At 35.7% G+C, this 16,368-nt stretch carries 13 protein-coding genes; 6 read left to right on the top strand and 7 right to left on the bottom strand.

Going from position 1 to position 16,368, the window contains the following annotated elements:
* Positions 1 to 12: 12 nt before the first annotated feature.
* From ACFJGY_RS09195 to ACFJGY_RS09185, 3 genes are read right to left on the bottom strand one after another with little or no spacing between them, the layout of a single operon-like run.
* On the bottom strand, positions 13 to 1,335 hold the full coding sequence (locus ACFJGY_RS09195; RefSeq protein WP_379963140.1) for a rhamnogalacturonan acetylesterase: 1,323 nt from the start codon (positions 1,333 to 1,335) through the stop codon (positions 13 to 15).
* A 2-nt stretch (positions 1,336 to 1,337) separates the two neighbouring features.
* The gene (locus ACFJGY_RS09190; RefSeq protein WP_379963138.1) at positions 1,338 to 4,193 is read right to left on the bottom strand and encodes a glycoside hydrolase family 2 TIM barrel-domain containing protein; all 2,856 of its coding nucleotides are present in this window, start codon (positions 4,191 to 4,193) and stop codon (positions 1,338 to 1,340) included.
* Positions 4,193 to 5,572, bottom strand: coding sequence for a glycoside hydrolase family 28 protein (locus ACFJGY_RS09185; RefSeq protein WP_379963136.1), 1,380 nt, complete (start codon positions 5,570 to 5,572; stop codon positions 4,193 to 4,195). The genes ACFJGY_RS09190 and ACFJGY_RS09185 overlap by 1 nt, the downstream gene beginning before the upstream one ends.
* A 208-nt stretch (positions 5,573 to 5,780) precedes the next feature.
* Here ACFJGY_RS09185 and pelA point away from each other — a divergent pair, with 208 nt between their 5' ends.
* The 5 genes from pelA to ACFJGY_RS09160 all read left to right on the top strand — a co-directional run bounded on the left by pelA (position 5,781) and on the right by ACFJGY_RS09160 (position 13,572).
* The gene (pelA, locus tag ACFJGY_RS09180; protein WP_379963134.1) at positions 5,781 to 6,800 is read left to right on the top strand and encodes a pectate lyase; all 1,020 of its coding nucleotides are present in this window, start codon (positions 5,781 to 5,783) and stop codon (positions 6,798 to 6,800) included.
* Between the two features lie 93 nt (positions 6,801 to 6,893).
* The gene (locus tag ACFJGY_RS09175) at positions 6,894 to 7,490 is read left to right on the top strand and encodes a TetR/AcrR family transcriptional regulator (protein ID WP_379963132.1); all 597 of its coding nucleotides are present in this window, start codon (positions 6,894 to 6,896) and stop codon (positions 7,488 to 7,490) included.
* 284 nt (positions 7,491 to 7,774) lie between these two features.
* On the top strand, positions 7,775 to 8,932 hold the full coding sequence (locus tag ACFJGY_RS09170) for an efflux RND transporter periplasmic adaptor subunit (protein ID WP_379963130.1): 1,158 nt from the start codon (positions 7,775 to 7,777) through the stop codon (positions 8,930 to 8,932).
* A gap of 36 nt (positions 8,933 to 8,968) precedes the next feature.
* Positions 8,969 to 12,139 carry an efflux RND transporter permease subunit gene (locus ACFJGY_RS09165; protein WP_379963128.1) on the top strand — a complete coding sequence of 1,057 codons (3,171 nt, stop codon included), beginning with the start codon at positions 8,969 to 8,971 and terminating at the stop codon, positions 12,137 to 12,139.
* Positions 12,140 to 12,150: 11 nt separating this feature from the next.
* On the top strand, positions 12,151 to 13,572 hold the full coding sequence (locus tag ACFJGY_RS09160) for an efflux transporter outer membrane subunit (RefSeq protein WP_379963126.1): 1,422 nt from the start codon (positions 12,151 to 12,153) through the stop codon (positions 13,570 to 13,572).
* A gap of 151 nt (positions 13,573 to 13,723) precedes the next feature.
* Here the strand turns inward: ACFJGY_RS09160 and ACFJGY_RS09155 are convergent, their stop codons facing one another.
* The 3 genes from ACFJGY_RS09155 to ACFJGY_RS09145 all read right to left on the bottom strand — a co-directional run bounded on the left by ACFJGY_RS09155 (position 13,724) and on the right by ACFJGY_RS09145 (position 15,052).
* Positions 13,724 to 14,044, bottom strand: a complete 321-nt coding sequence (locus ACFJGY_RS09155) for a helix-turn-helix domain-containing protein (protein WP_379963124.1) — start codon at positions 14,042 to 14,044, stop codon at positions 13,724 to 13,726.
* Between the two features lie 48 nt (positions 14,045 to 14,092).
* Positions 14,093 to 14,530 (bottom strand): hypothetical protein, encoded by a 438-nt coding sequence (locus ACFJGY_RS09150; protein ID WP_379963122.1) that lies wholly within the window; start codon positions 14,528 to 14,530, stop codon positions 14,093 to 14,095.
* A gap of 81 nt (positions 14,531 to 14,611) precedes the next feature.
* Positions 14,612 to 15,052: a transposase gene (locus ACFJGY_RS09145; RefSeq protein WP_379970153.1), complete on the bottom strand. Its 441-nt coding sequence runs from the start codon at positions 15,050 to 15,052 to the stop codon at positions 14,612 to 14,614.
* Between the two features lie 401 nt (positions 15,053 to 15,453).
* Between ACFJGY_RS09145 and ACFJGY_RS09140 the strand changes: the two genes are divergently transcribed.
* Positions 15,454 to 15,642, top strand: a complete 189-nt coding sequence (locus ACFJGY_RS09140) for a hypothetical protein (RefSeq protein WP_379963120.1) — start codon at positions 15,454 to 15,456, stop codon at positions 15,640 to 15,642.
* A gap of 228 nt (positions 15,643 to 15,870) precedes the next feature.
* Here the strand turns inward: ACFJGY_RS09140 and ACFJGY_RS09135 are convergent, their stop codons facing one another.
* Complete coding sequence (locus ACFJGY_RS09135; protein ID WP_379963118.1) at positions 15,871 to 16,350, bottom strand: helix-turn-helix domain-containing protein; 480 nt, start codon at positions 16,348 to 16,350, stop codon at positions 15,871 to 15,873.
* Between the last annotated feature and the right edge of the window lie 18 nt (positions 16,351 to 16,368).

The following is a 16,368-nucleotide window of genomic DNA, read 5'->3' as shown; positions in this document are numbered from 1 at the left end:
TTTCTTATTTTATTAATTTCCATCAGGCTTCAAAGATTCCATAAAAATGCTTTCCGGCCAATGAAAATCTTCAACAGCATCGGGTTTATTTGGGTCAAAACCTTTGTAATTTTTGGAAACAAATTTACTCAAAGGTAACTTTTGATCGACAATACTTTTCACGAAACATTTTGCCAATTCGTAAGCGCCATAAGTATTAAAATGTGTATCATCCGCCAAAGCTGTCGGCTGATTAGGATAGCTGTTTGCAGGATAATAAACGAACGCTTTCTTAGAATTTTCCGGTCCCATCGCTTCAAAAAGCGTTTTGCTCATTGTATTTAAATCGATTAAATATACATTTTCCGTTTTTGCAATTTCTCGCATCGCATCCGGAAAATCATCCAAAGTATTGACGATTTTATTATTCTCATCGAAAACATGACGGTTCATTGAGGTGACCAAAACAGGAATTGCTCCCAATTGTTTGGCTTTATGAATCCACTCTGTTAATCTTTTTCTGTAGCCGGATTTTGTACTGTTTCCAGACTTCTGATCATTGTGTCCAAACTCAATAAAGAGATAATCTCCGGGTTTTATTTTATTCCAGATTTTATCAATTCGGTGGCGGTCTTCAAAGGCTTTCAACGTTTCGCCACTTTCGGCATAATTCGCAACGACAACCTGATTTGGAACCAGAAAATAAGGAAACATTTGTCCCCAAGACGCCCAAGGCTCGTACTGTGCATCAACGACTGTAGAATCTCCAGTGATGTAAATGGTTTTGGCTGCTGTGTTTAGCTGAATGGTAATTGCGGCAACTTTCGGTGCTTTATCGTTGAATTCGATTGTCAATAAATTATCCCAATGCAGGTATTTTTTTTCTCTCGGTTTTAATTTTACAATTCCGATTTGAGCGCCTTCCTGATTTCGGATAATGCTGTCTTTTACATGAACTGTGATTTGTTTTTCGATAACTTCGCCTTGTTTTGTTTTGATATCACTCAACATCAATCGACGGTTTTCGACACGAACTGTTGTTTCCGAAGTTCCTTTTGTATCACCTAAATTCAGTTGAATATCATAATTTCCTTCAGGAATTGCCACCGAAAAATAGAAAGGTTTGTCGCTGGTGATATAGTCTCCTGTCAATGCATTTCCTCCATTGTCAACGGATTTCAAACCAGAAACATCCATAAATCCGTAGCCGATTTTTTTGTCAAATTTTGAAGTTGAAGTGATTGGAATAAATCCATTTTCGGTTCTGTTTGTGCCAAAATCAAACTTGAAAGTCGTCTGTTGTGCAAACAAAAGCGAACCTAAGAAAAGCGTCAAAAATTTTATCCAATTCTTCATCATTAATCTGTTAAAATATTTTCTTTCGGCATTGTAAACTGTTTATTTTCATCCCCTAAATCCGGTAAACCAAAATAGAAATAAAGCGTTCTTTTGAAAGTTCCGTTGAGATTGTTCAGTTCACTTTCCGGTCCTAAAGATTCGGTTTTATCATTAATGTTAAACGCTAAAACAGTTCCCAAAGACGGTATTGCATCTAAAAATGAAATATTTCCGCTCGGCAATTTCGGATAACCTTCGGCACCGTAAATTCCATAAAAATCAAAGAGTCTTACAAACATCTTTTCTTCTTTTGTTCCTATCGTAATTTTACCTTCTGCAGTGTCTAATTGCAACCACGAAACATCATCATAATATCCTTTAAATTCAGGATAAATCCAAGGTGAAAAACCAGTCCGGGTTGAGTTTTTCAAATTCTGCCAAACATTATAAGTCTGTCCCTGAGTACGGTTTTTCCACACGTGATAAGGGCCTTTGCCCAGCCATTTTGCGCTGATGACATAATTTTCAGGATAATCAAAACTTACACCTGCAAATTGGTAGTCTCCGGAAAGCGAATATTCATAATTTAATTCTAAAATACCATTCGGATTCAATTTCCAGACTGCTTTTTTTCCGTCTTTGTAGGAAATTTGAATAACTTGATTTTGTCCTTCTGCAAAAGATTTTATAGATGATAATTCTGTTTTTCCGTTCGCGAAAACCGGTCCGTTTCTGAAGGTTATTTTCTTACCTTTTTTATCTAAAATAACTGACTTTAATAATCCATCTTTTTTCCCGAATGAAAATTCTTTTTCGTCTGATTTTAAAATAAATAATGAATCATTTTCTATAACTGAAACCGAAAATTCTTTGGTTAAAGTCTTAGAAAACTGTTTTGAAATATCATCATTATAGTTAATTTTCCAAGTCCAGGTATAAATTTCCTTTCCGAAAGAATCGGTTGCGGTCAACATTAAACCTTTACTTTCTTTCCAGTTTGAAGGAAGGTTTAAGTTAATATTTCCTTTTTCCGTCGGTTTAATATTCGGAGATTCTGCTTTTCCTTTTTGAATGACATCAAATCCAGATTCTGAAGAAAAAGGAGTTTTAAATTTGATTAATTTCCATTCAAACTGACATTCATTTAAATTGGTAAAATGATAGCGGTTTTCAACGGGGATTGTCCCATTAAAATCGTTCGGTAATGTTTTCAAATCAATTTTTACCGGACTGTAAATTTCGCGGATCGCATAAAAGCTTCCTTCTTTTTCACGATGCGGACCCACAACTCCATCCGGAGCATTGATCGCATTTACATCAATCTGATTATTAAAATCGGTTCTCACCAAACCTTCATCTGCAAACGCCCAAATAAAACCTCCAGCACCTTTTTTTGAGTTCCAGTGAAGTTCCCAGTAATCGGCTAAAGAAGTTCCACCACCGCCATCATCCTGCGCGTGAAGAAACTCGGTTGGCATATAAATATTTTCTCCTTCGAGAATTTTTTTGGTGCTGTAATAATCCTCGTAATGATTGCAGTCGATGCCGTTGAAAGCATTTCCCGGTTTGTGATGCGCGTGAATTACTGGACGATTTGATAAGTCATATTTTGCAAATTCTTTATCCAAATCAAAATTATGTCCGCCTTCGTTTCCATTGCTCCAGAAAATGATTGACGGATGATTGGCATCTCTTGTAACCATTTCTCGAACGAGCTTTTTGCCAACTTCAGTGCTGTATTTTTTTTGCCAGCCTGCGAGCTCATCCAAAACATACAATCCTAAAGAATCGCAAATTTTTAAAAATGATTTATTGGGCGGATAGTGCGAACAGCGAACGGCATTCATATTCATTTCTTTGATGAGCTGAACGTCCATTAAATCGATGTTTTTACTGACGGCTCGACCAGTTTCCGGCCACCAAACGTGTCGGTTGATGCCTTTCATCTTGATTTTGGTTCCGTTGATGTAAATTCCGTCGCCTTTTCGGATTTCAATCGTTCGGAAACCGAATTTTTCTTCGGTTTGAAAGATTTCTTTTTTATTTTTCTTTAAAGTGAATTTTGCTTTGTATAAATTCGGAGTTTCTGCCGTCCAAAATTTGGGATTTTTAACGGAAAACTGGATTTGTTTTAAAGTATCTCCTTTGTCGATTTTAACTTGAGATTCTCCAATCAGAATATTTTTAGCATCAAATAATTCTACTTTTAAATTATTGGCAGATTCAATTCCTTTTAAATGAATATTGGAACGAAAAGTTCCGTCTGCTTTTGCATCAATTGATGTCGATAATATATTTTCTTTTGGAGTTGCTTCGAGATAAACCGGTCTGAAAATTCCTCCTAAAATCCAGTAATCAGCAAGACGTTCTGCATTGTTGACAGATTTGTCGGCTGACATTTTAGAAACTTTAACTTCGAGAATATTTTCTTTTCCGAAATTTAATTTATCTGAAATATCATATTTAAATTCGTAAAAAGCTCCTTGGTGAATTTCTCCGGCAAGCTTTCCGTTAATTTTCACTTCTGTATCGGTCATTGAGCCTTCAAAAACGATATTGATCGATTTTCCTTTCCATGAACTTGGAACCTGAAATTTGTGTTTGTAGACTCCTACTTCATCATTAAACTTAAAATTTTTGCCATAGGTCACATAATCTCTGCCGTAATTGTACGAGCCAAATCCCTGCTGTTCCCATTGTGAAGGAACCTTAATTTTATCCCAATTTCCGGATTTCCGACCTCCGGTTATCCAAAAATCCCATTCTTTTGTATGCTCAGAATCTGTCCCGCTCAGGAATTGAATTTCCTTACTTTGAGCATGCAACAATTGGAAGCACAAACATAACAGGAAGAATATTTTGGAAGAATCATTCATTATTTTTTGCCTTCGTCAGAATCGTCTTTTTTATCGTATGATTGACCTAAAGAAGCTACTTTGGTAACGTTTACTTTAATTTTTTTCAAATTTTCAATCGCATCCAAGTTTTCCTCTTTAGGTTTTAAAGCTTTAATATTTAGATTTTCAAAAGTAAAATCTTTCAATTCGTACAGGTCGGATTTTTCAATATCGAAAGCCGTTTCACAACTGATGTCGATATTTTTTAAGACAATATTATTTGCTAATCTTCTTTTCGGTGCTTCTTCTCCTTTCAAATCAAAAAACTGGCTCCATCCTTTTACATACAGGAAAGTTTTTACGTTACCTTTAATGTTTTCAACGGTGATGTATTCGTAGTGTTGCGGAGTGTCCGGACGCATTTTCAAATGTAATAATCTCGATGCATCATTCACTGTCGAATTTCTGAAAATGATATTATAATTGTGAATCGATTCGCTTCCACAAGTCAATGCAGAATGGCAGAATCCGAAAGTATTGTTTTCAATGATAATGTTTCTGTTTTCACCATTATTTGGGTCTTTATCGGCTTTTGGACCTTTTCCGCCTTTCAATGCAATGGCGTCGTCGTTTACTGATAAATAACAGTTTTTAACCAAGAAATTAGAACAAGCATCAATGTCGATGGCGTCTGTACTTGGTGCTTTTACGGGTTCTTTCGGAGCTAAAATTGTTAAATTCAATAATTTCACGAATTGACTTTTATAATAATGCGTGCTCCAGAAAGGTGAATTTTTTACGGTAATTCCTTCAATTTGTACATTTTTAGAATTTGAAATATAAATGATACGAGGTCTCATTTCATCCATATTGGTACATTTGGGATTCCATTCGCGTCTTTTCCAGAATGATTTCCAGAAGCGAAGTCCATTTCCGTCGAGTGTTCCTTTACCTGAGATAGTAAAACCGTCTAATCCATCAGCATTGATTAAAGCCGGAAAATATTTTACCGTCTGACCTTCCATTCTGGTCATTACTACAGGAAAGTCATTGATATCATCGCTTCCTTTTAATTTTGCATCGTTTTCTAAATATAAATGCGTTCCCTGCTTAAAAAAAACCGAACTGATAAGAAAAGTTCCTTTTGGTACAATGATAACTCCTCCTCCATTTTTCGCCGCCAAATCAATGACTGCCTGAAGTTGTTTTGTCTGGAGAATTGTGCTGTCGTTCTTCACACCATTTTCTGTAAGGATATATTTTTTACCTAATTTGTTGATGTCTGTTGGTTTGTTTTCTTTAAACCATTTTGGGATTGCCGTTCCATCGGGAAATTTATCCTGAGCTTTTAAGCTTGTTGAAAACAAAAAAAGTATGTACAAGGACCAAAGAATCCTGGATGTATTTTGAAATTTCATATCTCGTTTCAGTAAATTCTGAATTATTTTAATTAAACGAATTAACAAAAATAAAAATATACATTTCGGGAGCTTCCAGTATCCTGCTCTCTCATGTGGATTAAAATTCTGAAAAAATTTAGGTTACCGCAAAATATTTCATTGTAATTTTAACGCAATAAACTAATGGCTACTTCAATTACTCAAAAACTTAATTAAGCATTAAAAAATGAGAAAAAAACTTATTTCCTTATTGTTTTCACTTTTAGCAGGATTAACTTTCGGACAAATAAAAGATACCTTAGCAGAAAAATTACTGCTTTATCAATTACCAAACGGCGCCTGGGGAAAACAGCTGAATGATGGAATCGCTGTGAATTATAAATTGCCACTCGACCAAAAATTATTAGAAAAAATAAAAGCAACCGGCGATGAGCATGCAACTATCGACAACAATGCAACAACCAGAGAAATCAATATATTAATCAAAGCTTATAAGGCAGCTAAAAATCCCGCCTATCTTTCTGCCGCCGAAAAAGGAATTAAATATCTGATTACGATGCAGTATGAAAACGGCGGATTCCCTCAATATTATCCCAACACAGCTATTTACAGAAAGCAGATCACTTATAATGATAATGCGATGATCAATGCTTTGACTGTTCTATATAATATATCGGAAGGTAAAAACGATTTTGATGCTGTAAATTCTGAATTAAAATTAAAATCAAAAACGGCACTCAAAAAAGGAATCGACTGTATCCTGAAAAATCAGGTTCTGCAAAACGGAGTTCCGACAATCTGGGCGGATCAATATGATGAAATTACACTTCAACCAGCGAAAGCCCGGGCGTTTGAACCAATTTCTTTAGCAACCGGCGAGTCTGTGGGGATTGTAAGATTCTTAATGATGCAGCCAGTGAAACCAGCAATTGAAAAATCAATAAAAAGTGCCGTAAAATGGTTCAAGCAGAATAAAATTGAAGGTTACAGTTATAGAGTTAAGGATCTGAACGGGAAAAGGGTTAGAGTTCTGGAAAAAGAGAAAAACTCAGTCGTTTGGGCAAGATTTTATGATATTAAAACCAACACTCCTATTTTTGGCGACCGTGACGGCAGTGTTAAATATAATTACAAAGAAATCTCAGACGAAAGAAGAAACGGATACAGCTGGTACATTGATTTTGCAGACCAGTTGACCGATAAAGATTTCCCCAAATGGCTAACTGCAAATCATCTTTCGGAATAATATTATGATAACATAATGTTAAAAATTAAAAATCATTTGGTACTTATTAAGTTTTAGTTGTAGTTTTGCTAACGCTGTTAGAAAAATGAAATAATGGGCTTACACGAACGTCGTCAAAGAGAAAAGGAATCTATCCGTGCAAATATTTTGCAGGAAGCTTTCAATTTGGCTAAAACAGAGGGTTGGGCATCACTTTCTATTCGTAAAATTGCAGATGCTATTGAGTACAGTGCTCCGGTTGTTTACGATTATTTTGAGAACAAAGAAGCGATTTTGTATGAAATCTCTTTAAATGGTTTTCATCAATTGCACATCGAGCTACTGAAAGCACAGAAAAAGCACGAGACACCGGAAGATCAACTAACGGCAATTGTGGATGCTTACTGGAAATTCGCTTTTAAGAACAAAGAATATTACCAGCTGATGTTTGGACTTGGAATGCAGTGTAGCGGAAAAGGAATGATGAAGGAAGAGTTTTCCTCGTTCCAGGATATGATTTACGAATGTACATTTGAGATTATCCAGAAAAAAGGATCTAATCCGGATAATGCCTGCCACTCCTCTCACGCTTTGTTCTCAGCAGTTCACGGATTAATCTCTATTATGATGATGAGAAATGCAGATATTCCTTCTACAATGAATAAAACGACGCTGGACGAGACGGTTTCAGCATTCATTAAATCATTGTAAATTTTTTTGATTTAAAGATTAACACCGTTAGGAAAATTAACATTAAATTAAAATAGGATTTTTTATTTTTTGAACTTTTCTACTGGATCAAATTGTTATAAATCATTAACACCATTAGCTATACTAGCAATTTTAAGTATAATAATTAAATTAAACTATTATGGAAACAACAATCTAAACACCACCGAATGTTATATTTTTTTGAACAAATCATTAACACTGTTAGGAAAAATATCTATAAAATTAATAAGAACATATCTAACTTAATCTAAATTCATCTTCAAATGAAAACTATTACTAAAATAAAATTTATCGTACTTCTATCAAGTATTATACTTTTGCAAAACTGCACAAAAGCGGCAGAAGGCGCAGGAGCACCGCCACCTCCGGAACTGCCTGTTTACACAGTTATTACTTCTAATACCTCCACTTTTCAGGAATTCCCAGCTGCTTTGGAAGGAAAAAATAATGTTGAGATCAGATCTCAGGTCGATGGCTATCTTGACAAAATCTATGTGGAAGAAGGCGCTTTTGTAAGAGCGGGCCAGCCTTTATTCAAAATAGATTCCAGATCTTACGGCGAACAGGTGAATATGTCAAGCGCAAATCTACAAGCCGCAAACGCCAACATTCAGAAAATGAAAGTGGAAGTTGACAGGCTCACAACTTTGGTTGCTGAAAAAGTGGTTTCCGACGTTCAGCTGAAAACTGCTAAAGCCAATTACGCAGTCGCAGTGGCAACAGCGGCCCAGGCAAAAGCAGCTTTGAGCGGTTCCAGAATTACAAATGGATTCACAACGATTACAGCGCCTGTCAGCGGCTATCTTGGAAGAATTCCTTACAAAAAAGGAAGTTTAATTTCCAAAACTGACGCTACTCCACTGACTTTCGTTTCAGACATCAGCGAAATATACGCTTACTTCTCCATCAGTGAAATCGACTTCATCGCTTTCCAAAAGAAATATGTCGGTGCAACGCTTGAAGAAAAAATGAGAAATATGCCTTTGGTTGATCTTGTAATTGCTGATAACACGACTTATTCCGAAAAGGGAAAAATGAAAATGATCGACGGACAATTTGATAAAAGCACTGGTGCCATAACGGTTCGTGCAACGTTCCCAAATCCAAACGGAACGCTTAGAAGCGGAAATACCGGAAAAGTAAGAATGCCTCAATTGATGTCAAATGCCTTGGTCATTCCTCAGGAATCAACGTTCGAAATTCAGGATAAAACCTACGTTTATGTGCTTGGAAAAGACAAAACGGTGACCAGCAAACCAGTTACTATTTCCGGAAAAACCGACAATTATTATTTCATTTCCGAAGGACTTAAAAAAGGTGATCAGATCGTATTTACAGGTTTGGGCAGTTTAAAAGACGGCGTCCCTATCAAACCAAAAATGATCTCTTCTGACAGCTTATTTACAGCTACACCTTTGTAATTCAAATATTAACAGAAGACTAAAACTATACTTCTTATGTTCAAAAAATTCATAGAAAGACCGGTACTCTCAACGGTTATTTCGATTATCTTATTATTGTTGGGATTACTTTCGGTTTTCCAATTGCCGATCACATTGTTCCCCGACATTGCACCGCCAAGCGTTCAGGTAACGGCGTCTTATCCAGGAGCAAATGCCGAAGTTGTCGCCCGTTCTGTTGCCAATCCAATCGAGGAAGCAGTGAATGGTGTGGAGAATATGACTTATATGACATCCAATTCCAGTAACGATGGATCGATGACGTTGAGTATCTATTTCAAACAAGGTTCAGATCCGGATAATGCAGCAGTAAATGTTCAAAACCGGGTTTCCAAAGCGATGAGCCAGCTTCCGCAAGAGGTTGTTCAGGCGGGAATCTCGACTCAGAAAGTTCAGAACAGTTTCATTATGTTTATGGGAATCACGAGTGACGATCCAAAACAATATGACGAGCTTTTCCTTCAGAACTATATGAAGATCAACATCATTCCGCAGCTTCAGCGTATTCCGGGAGTTGCTCAGGCTCAGGTTTTTGGGTCTAAGGATTATTCGATGAGAATCTGGCTGAAACCGGATCGTTTGGCAGATAACAATCTATCGCCTCAGGAAGTTTTAGCTGCTATCAAAAACAGTAATCTTGAAGCTGCGCCGGGACGTTTTGGTCAGGGAAGCAAGGAAACTTACGAATATATCTTAAAATATAAAGGGAAATTAAACAAGAACGAAGACTACGAAAATATCGTTGTCAAATCAAATAGCGATGGTTCTTTCCTAAGATTAAAAGATGTTGCAAGAGTAGAATTCGGATCGTACAGTTACACAGCAGCGAATAGAGTTGATGGTAAACCAGTTGCTGGTTTTGCAATTTTACAAACTGCTGGATCTAATGCCAATGAGATCTTAACTGAAGTTGAAAGACAGGTTGAAGAATTCAAAACGACATTGCCGAAAGGTGTGAAACCGATCATTATGTACAACTCCAAAGACTTTTTGGATGCATCTATTCATCAGGTTGTGGAAACTTTGGTGATCGCATTTATTTTGGTTTTCATCGTTGTATTTATTTTCCTTCAGGATTTCAGATCGACTTTGATTCCGGCGATTGCGGTTCCGGTGGCTATTATCGGTACATTTTTCTTCCTGAATTTATTTGGATTCAGTATCAATATGTTGACCTTGTTTGCTTTGGTTCTCGCCATTGGAATTGTCGTCGATGATGCAATTGTGGTTGTGGAAGCTGTCCATTCCAAGATGGAACACACAGGATTACCAGTAGATCAGGCAACAAGAGAATCGATGAGTGAAATTTCGGGAGCGATAATCTCCATCACTCTAGTAATGTCTGCAGTATTTATTCCGGTTGGATTTATGCAAGGTCCGGCGGGCGTTTTCTACAGACAGTTTGCCTTCACTTTAGCCATTGCGATCTTAATTTCTGCTGTTAATGCATTGACATTGAGTCCAGCTTTATGTGCACTATTACTGAATGACCCTCAGGGAGAACACGGCGAGCATCATAAAAAGACGGGATTTGGTTCAAGATTTTTTAACGCTTTCAATACGAGTTTTAATAACCTGACCAGAAAATATATTTACAGTCTCAAATTCTTAATCAAGAACAAATGGGTCGGTGTCGTCGGACTTGTATTGATCACTGCTATTACAGTTTTCTTAGTAAATAAAGCCCCATCAGGATTTATCCCAACAGAAGATCAAGGTTTTGTTTTATATGCTGTGAACACGCCTCCGGGAAGTTCATTAGAAAGAACAAACAAAGCAACAAAACAGATTGATAAAATCGTGCAAGGAGAAAAAGCCACCAATCACCTTTGGGTAGCCGATGGTCTGAATTTCATCAGTAATGCCAATGCATCACCTTATTCTGCCGGTTTTATTAAACTTAAAGATTACGAAGATCGTGGCGATGTAAAAGATCCGGATCAGATCGCAGCAGGATTGACCGGGAAGGTGTCTCAGGTAAAAGATGCCAGTGCTTTCTTTTTCAACTTCCCTACTGTTCAGGGTTTTGGTAACGTTTCCGGATTCGAATTTATGCTTCAGGATAAAACCAACGGTTCTCTTGAACAATTAGGGACTACGACTCAGGCTTTCATTGGAGAATTGATGAAACGTCCGGAAATTGCATTTGCATTTACAACTTATGCGGCAGGAAATCCTCAGTATACCATTCAGGTTGATGCGGATAAAGCCAATCAGTTAGGGGTTTCTGTAACCGATTTGATGCAGACGATGCAGATCTATTACGGAAGTAGTTTCGTTTCGGATTTCAATAGATTCGGAAAATATTACAGAGTGATGGCTCAGGCCGATATTCCTTACAGAACGGATGCGAATTCACTTGAAGGAATTTATGTTAAAAATATCCAAAGCGAAATGGTTCCGGTTAAGACTTTAGTAACATTGAAAAGATCTTTCGGACCGGAAACCGTGACAAGAAATAATTTGTTTAATGCAGTGACAATCAACGGAACACCGAAACCAGGTTACAGTACCGGAGATGCAATCAAAGCGGTGGAAGAAACTGCTAAGAAATCACTTCCAAGAGGTTACGGCTACGAATGGACAGGAATCACGCGTGAAGAGAGACAAACCGGCGGACAGACTGCCTTCATTTTTATGTTGAGTATTTTGTTTGTGTATTTCTTGTTAGCTGCACAGTACGAAAGTTACATTCTGCCTTTCGCTATTATTTTGACGATTCCTACAGGTATTTTCGGAGTGTATGCGTTTACAGGATTGGCCGGAATTGATAATAATATTTATGTTCAGGTTGGATTGATTATGCTTGTCGGATTGCTCGCAAAAAATGCGATTCTGATTGTGGAATTTGCAGTTCAAAGAAGAAAAGCAGGCAAGACATTAATAGAATCTGCTTTACAGGCATCGAGATTACGTTTGAGACCGATTTTGATGACATCTTTTGCTTTCATTATTGGAATGTTGCCATTGGTTTGGTCGCAAGGTGCTGCTGCAAAAGGAAACCATTCGATTGGAATCAGTACTGTTGGTGGGATGTTTACGGGTGTTGTATTTGGAATCTTCATCATCCCTGTGATGTATGTCATCTTCCAATATCTGCACGAGAAAATGCCAAGCAGAAAGAAACGTAAACTTAACAAAGAAAAGGCAGCCTTAAATTATATTTAAAAAAGAAATAAATGAACATCATAACTAAGATAAAAGAGATTTTGGTGGCAGCAATAGTCGCTGGAGGCGCGGTTTCCTGTATGCCAAAATTAGCTTTAGAAAAAGTAAGTCCAGAGTTGCCGGAGACTTTCAAATATACGGCAACAGCAGACACAGCGAGTGTTGCGGATCTGGAATGGAGACAATTCTTCAAAGATCCGATCTTGCAAAATTTGATTGAAAAAGGAATTAAAAATAATTACGATTTGCAAATCGCTCTTAAACAAGTTGCATCTTCTCAGGAACGACTAAATCAGGCAAAATATCTGCAATATCCTGACATTAGTTTTGGCGTTTCAGGACAGATTTCCAGACCTTCAAAAAATAGTTTGAATGGACAAAGCCTTAATTTATTTTTAGGCAAAAGTCATGTTGAAGATTACAATGCTGCCTTCAATTTAAGTTGGGAAGCGGACATCTGGGGAAAAATAAAAAATCAGCAGGAAGTTTCCAGAGTTCAGTATCTGCAGACTTATGAGGCTTCGAAAGCGATCCAAACACAAGTTGTTGCGGCAATTGCGCAAGGTTATTATAACCTGTTGATGCTTGATAAACAAATGAGTGTTGCGAAATCTAATCTGGAACTTAGCAAAAATACTTTGGATGTTACAGAGAAAATATGGAAAGGCGGAGAAACGACTTCTTTGGGCGTTCAGCAGGCAAAAGCCAGAACAGAATCGACAGAACTTTTGATCACACAACTGGAACAGAATATCGCAATTCAGGAAAATGCGCTGAGTATTCTGATTGGCGAAAATCCGGACAAAATCAGCAGAACTATTGAAATGTCCGACTCATCATTACCACAAAATATTTCAGCAGGAATCCCGGCTGCGATGGTAAGCCGTCGTCCGGATGTTCGTCAGCAGGAATTGGTTTTATTGGAATCAAATTCGATCGTGGGAATTGCTCAGGCAAATATGTATCCTTCATTGAAAATCACGGCAAACGGCGGTGTGAACTCCTTTAAAATTGATAATTGGTTTCAGATTCCGGCATCATTGTTCGGTTCTGTTTTAGGCGGAATCACTCAGCCAATTTTTCAGAAGAGACAATTGAAAACCGATTTGGCTGTTGCCAAAATCCAGAGAGAAAAGAATGTCTTAGCTTTCCGTCAATCTGTTCTAAATGCTGTGGGAGAAGTTTCTGACGCTTTGGTTTCAAATGAAAATTTGAAAGCTCAGGAAGTAAAAGCTTCGGAACAAGTGACGACGTTGAAAGACGGCATAAAAAGTGCCGAACTCCTTTACAAAGGCGGAATGGCAAATTATCTGGAAGTGATCACGGCTCAAGCCAATTCACTACAGGCAGAATTGAATCTGGCTTCCATCAAAAGAGAGAGACTCAGCAGTATCGTTGACCTTTACCGAGCTTTGGGAGGCGGGTGGAAATAAATAAAGTTTAAGTTATTTTTTGTTAAAAGTTACCTTCTGGTAACAAAAATGGTCGGAAGAAGTTCCGGCCATTTTTTATTTTTAATAATGATCATTTAAAACAAAGCCTGCAACAATTACAGACTTCATGCTTTAAAAAAACCTGAATTGATTACAATTCATTACTAAACAGTTTTTTCCATTTTGCGACTGTATTTCGGCTAAGTTTATATTCTAATGATACACAAACATTGGTGAGTTCATTTGCTTTCTGGTATTTCAGTATTTTCAAAATACTCTTTTTATCATAAGATTTGAGCCTTTGGTTTTCATAAAAAGTAGTAGCATGACTGTAAATAAAATCATTCACGCGGATGATTTCCAGATTAGAATGTTCTGATTTTGAAAAGAAATTTTTGATTACATCAGACTCCAGTTTTTCCGGAAACTTCTCCAAAATAAGATCTCTGTAAATATTAGTATAATTTGGCATAGGCAGATATTAAATTAAAATATTAAAATCGGGGATTAGAAATATGGGCTATTCATTTTTGAAAGTGTACTGTATGGTAAGAAGATCTTTCCTTTTCATGTGACTGACAGGAAAATGAATCTGTATTTTTTTATTGTTTTCTCTTTGTATATTGATAATCAAATAATTAATAAAAAATATCTTCTCCAAATGAATATTCCTCACTTTTTCTACAGGAATTTCTATATTTTTCAAAGTATTCTTTTTCCTGAATACATTATAACTTTTTAAAAGTAATACCTCGCCGGAATTCTCATAATCAATATATTTGAGTCTTGATATTTTGAAAATGTTATATATAATCAAAAGAAATAGTACATATTTTATTTTTCCGAATATCTCCGGAGAAAGTAGAATCAAAACTATCGCAGAGATAATTGCTAATATCAATATTACGATGTGAACTCTCAAAAGGAATCTGATAACATTTCTGTTACTAATTTTCATAATACTTTAATTATTGTGTTTTTGCTTATTTTAATTTAGTTTTCTAACTTTTACATTAATAAAGGAAAAGGACATTTTGAATTATTTATTCCAATTTTCTGTATATTTTTTGAGCCACTTGTTCAAAGTGGTTTTTGGTATTTTATAATTATTTATTACCTCGGTTTTTGTCATTTTACCTTCTTTTATTCTTTCCAGAATAAAATCTATGACTTCCTTGGTGTATATATTTTTTCTAAACTGGGGAAGACTCACGAGTTTTTTGTCTTGTGCATCGTTGTAATTCGTATTTCCTTGTGGAGAATACAATATGAGATGCTGGGAATAAATCCTAAAAAAATCATATTCCAGCAGTTTGGACCATCGCAAAAGTATCTCTGTGTCCAAAGATTTTGCTTCGTACATCTGCTGTATTTCCTGCTCGGAACACTTCAAAAAATTACAAATGCGGGACTCTTTTATCTCTCTTTCGGTAACACCTTGCCGAATCAGAGATCCAATATGAAAGTCTTTGATATTAATTTTCATCATATTATTATGTGTTATAATTGTTGTTTTGAGTTTCCCCTGAGCTATTTTAAATTCCTTAAAATTATATGATGCTACCGGATTACCTCATTTAATTGTATAATATCCATCATCTCAGTTATAGGAATTGAAATGTCTGCTATGGACTGAGGATAATCTCCGTTATCATAAGTCATCCTTTAAACATTCCAATTCACGCTTGTGCAGCAGTTTTCTTTTAAAAAATACAACAGCTACCAACTTTTTATAAGAAACGATATTAGGCATAAAAAAAAGGATTGGAAAAAAAAACACTCCATAAATATCGAAATAACGGAAAACAAACAAAACACTTAAAAAACTAAAAACCATAGACTTAAAATACAAATAACCTTCTATAAATCATATTAAAAGAAATGCAGAAAATATTTGATAACAGAAAAAAAAAAGATTTCGTAAATATGATATTTATGGAATCTTGGAAATTATTAATATTGAGAAATATCAATTACAATAAATTCCAGATTTCTACTGATAGTACAGAAGTTAGGAAGTGCAACAGTTGTTGTCTGGTATTGACCTGTATCGTAGAAACGAAAGGATAATAATCATTTCTAAACCATCCATAAAGTACACCGTTTTTAGTGATTTATGATAATCATAAACCTATGTTTATTTTTTTACCAAGCGATAATAAGTGTCAATTGACTATTCTGAAAAAAGCACTTCTTAAATTGTATATTATTGTATTCAAAACAAACGCTCAATTAATTAATTATCAAATACTTAATCTTTAAAAAGCATATATTTAATCTTAAAAATAATAAGTTCAATTATAATAATTCTGACCCACCAGTTCTAACTAAATCTATAAATTCCGCTGGCGTCCGTCCTGTTTTTTCTTTAAATATTCTACTAAAAACAGTATGCGACCCAAAACCAGATTCTTTAGCCAAATAAGAAATTTTATAATTCAAATATCTTGGTGACGTTTTTAGTTTGTTGATGATATAGTCTATCCTAAGATTATTGATATAAGCATTAAAATTTAAATTTTTATGGTTTTTTATTACTACTGAAAGGTAAGTTGTGTTTGTATTAAATATGTTTGCCATATTGCTTAAAGACATATCCGGCAAAAGAAAGTGTTGTTTTCTTTCAAATTTTTCAAGTTTTTTTATTATTCTTTTATCAGCTTCCAGACTTACTTTTACTATTTTTCGGTCTGTGTTTGGCATTTGGATTTCAGCTTTGTCGTCGTTCTTATACATACTTCCAAAATAATCTTGTAATCTTCGTAATTGCTTATTCATTTGTGTACATACATTTTT

This window comes from Epilithonimonas sp. UC225_85 (assembly GCF_042695135.1).
Lineage (GTDB): Bacteria > Bacteroidota > Bacteroidia > Flavobacteriales > Weeksellaceae > Epilithonimonas.
This window is presented reverse-complemented; position numbering and strand designations above follow the sequence as displayed.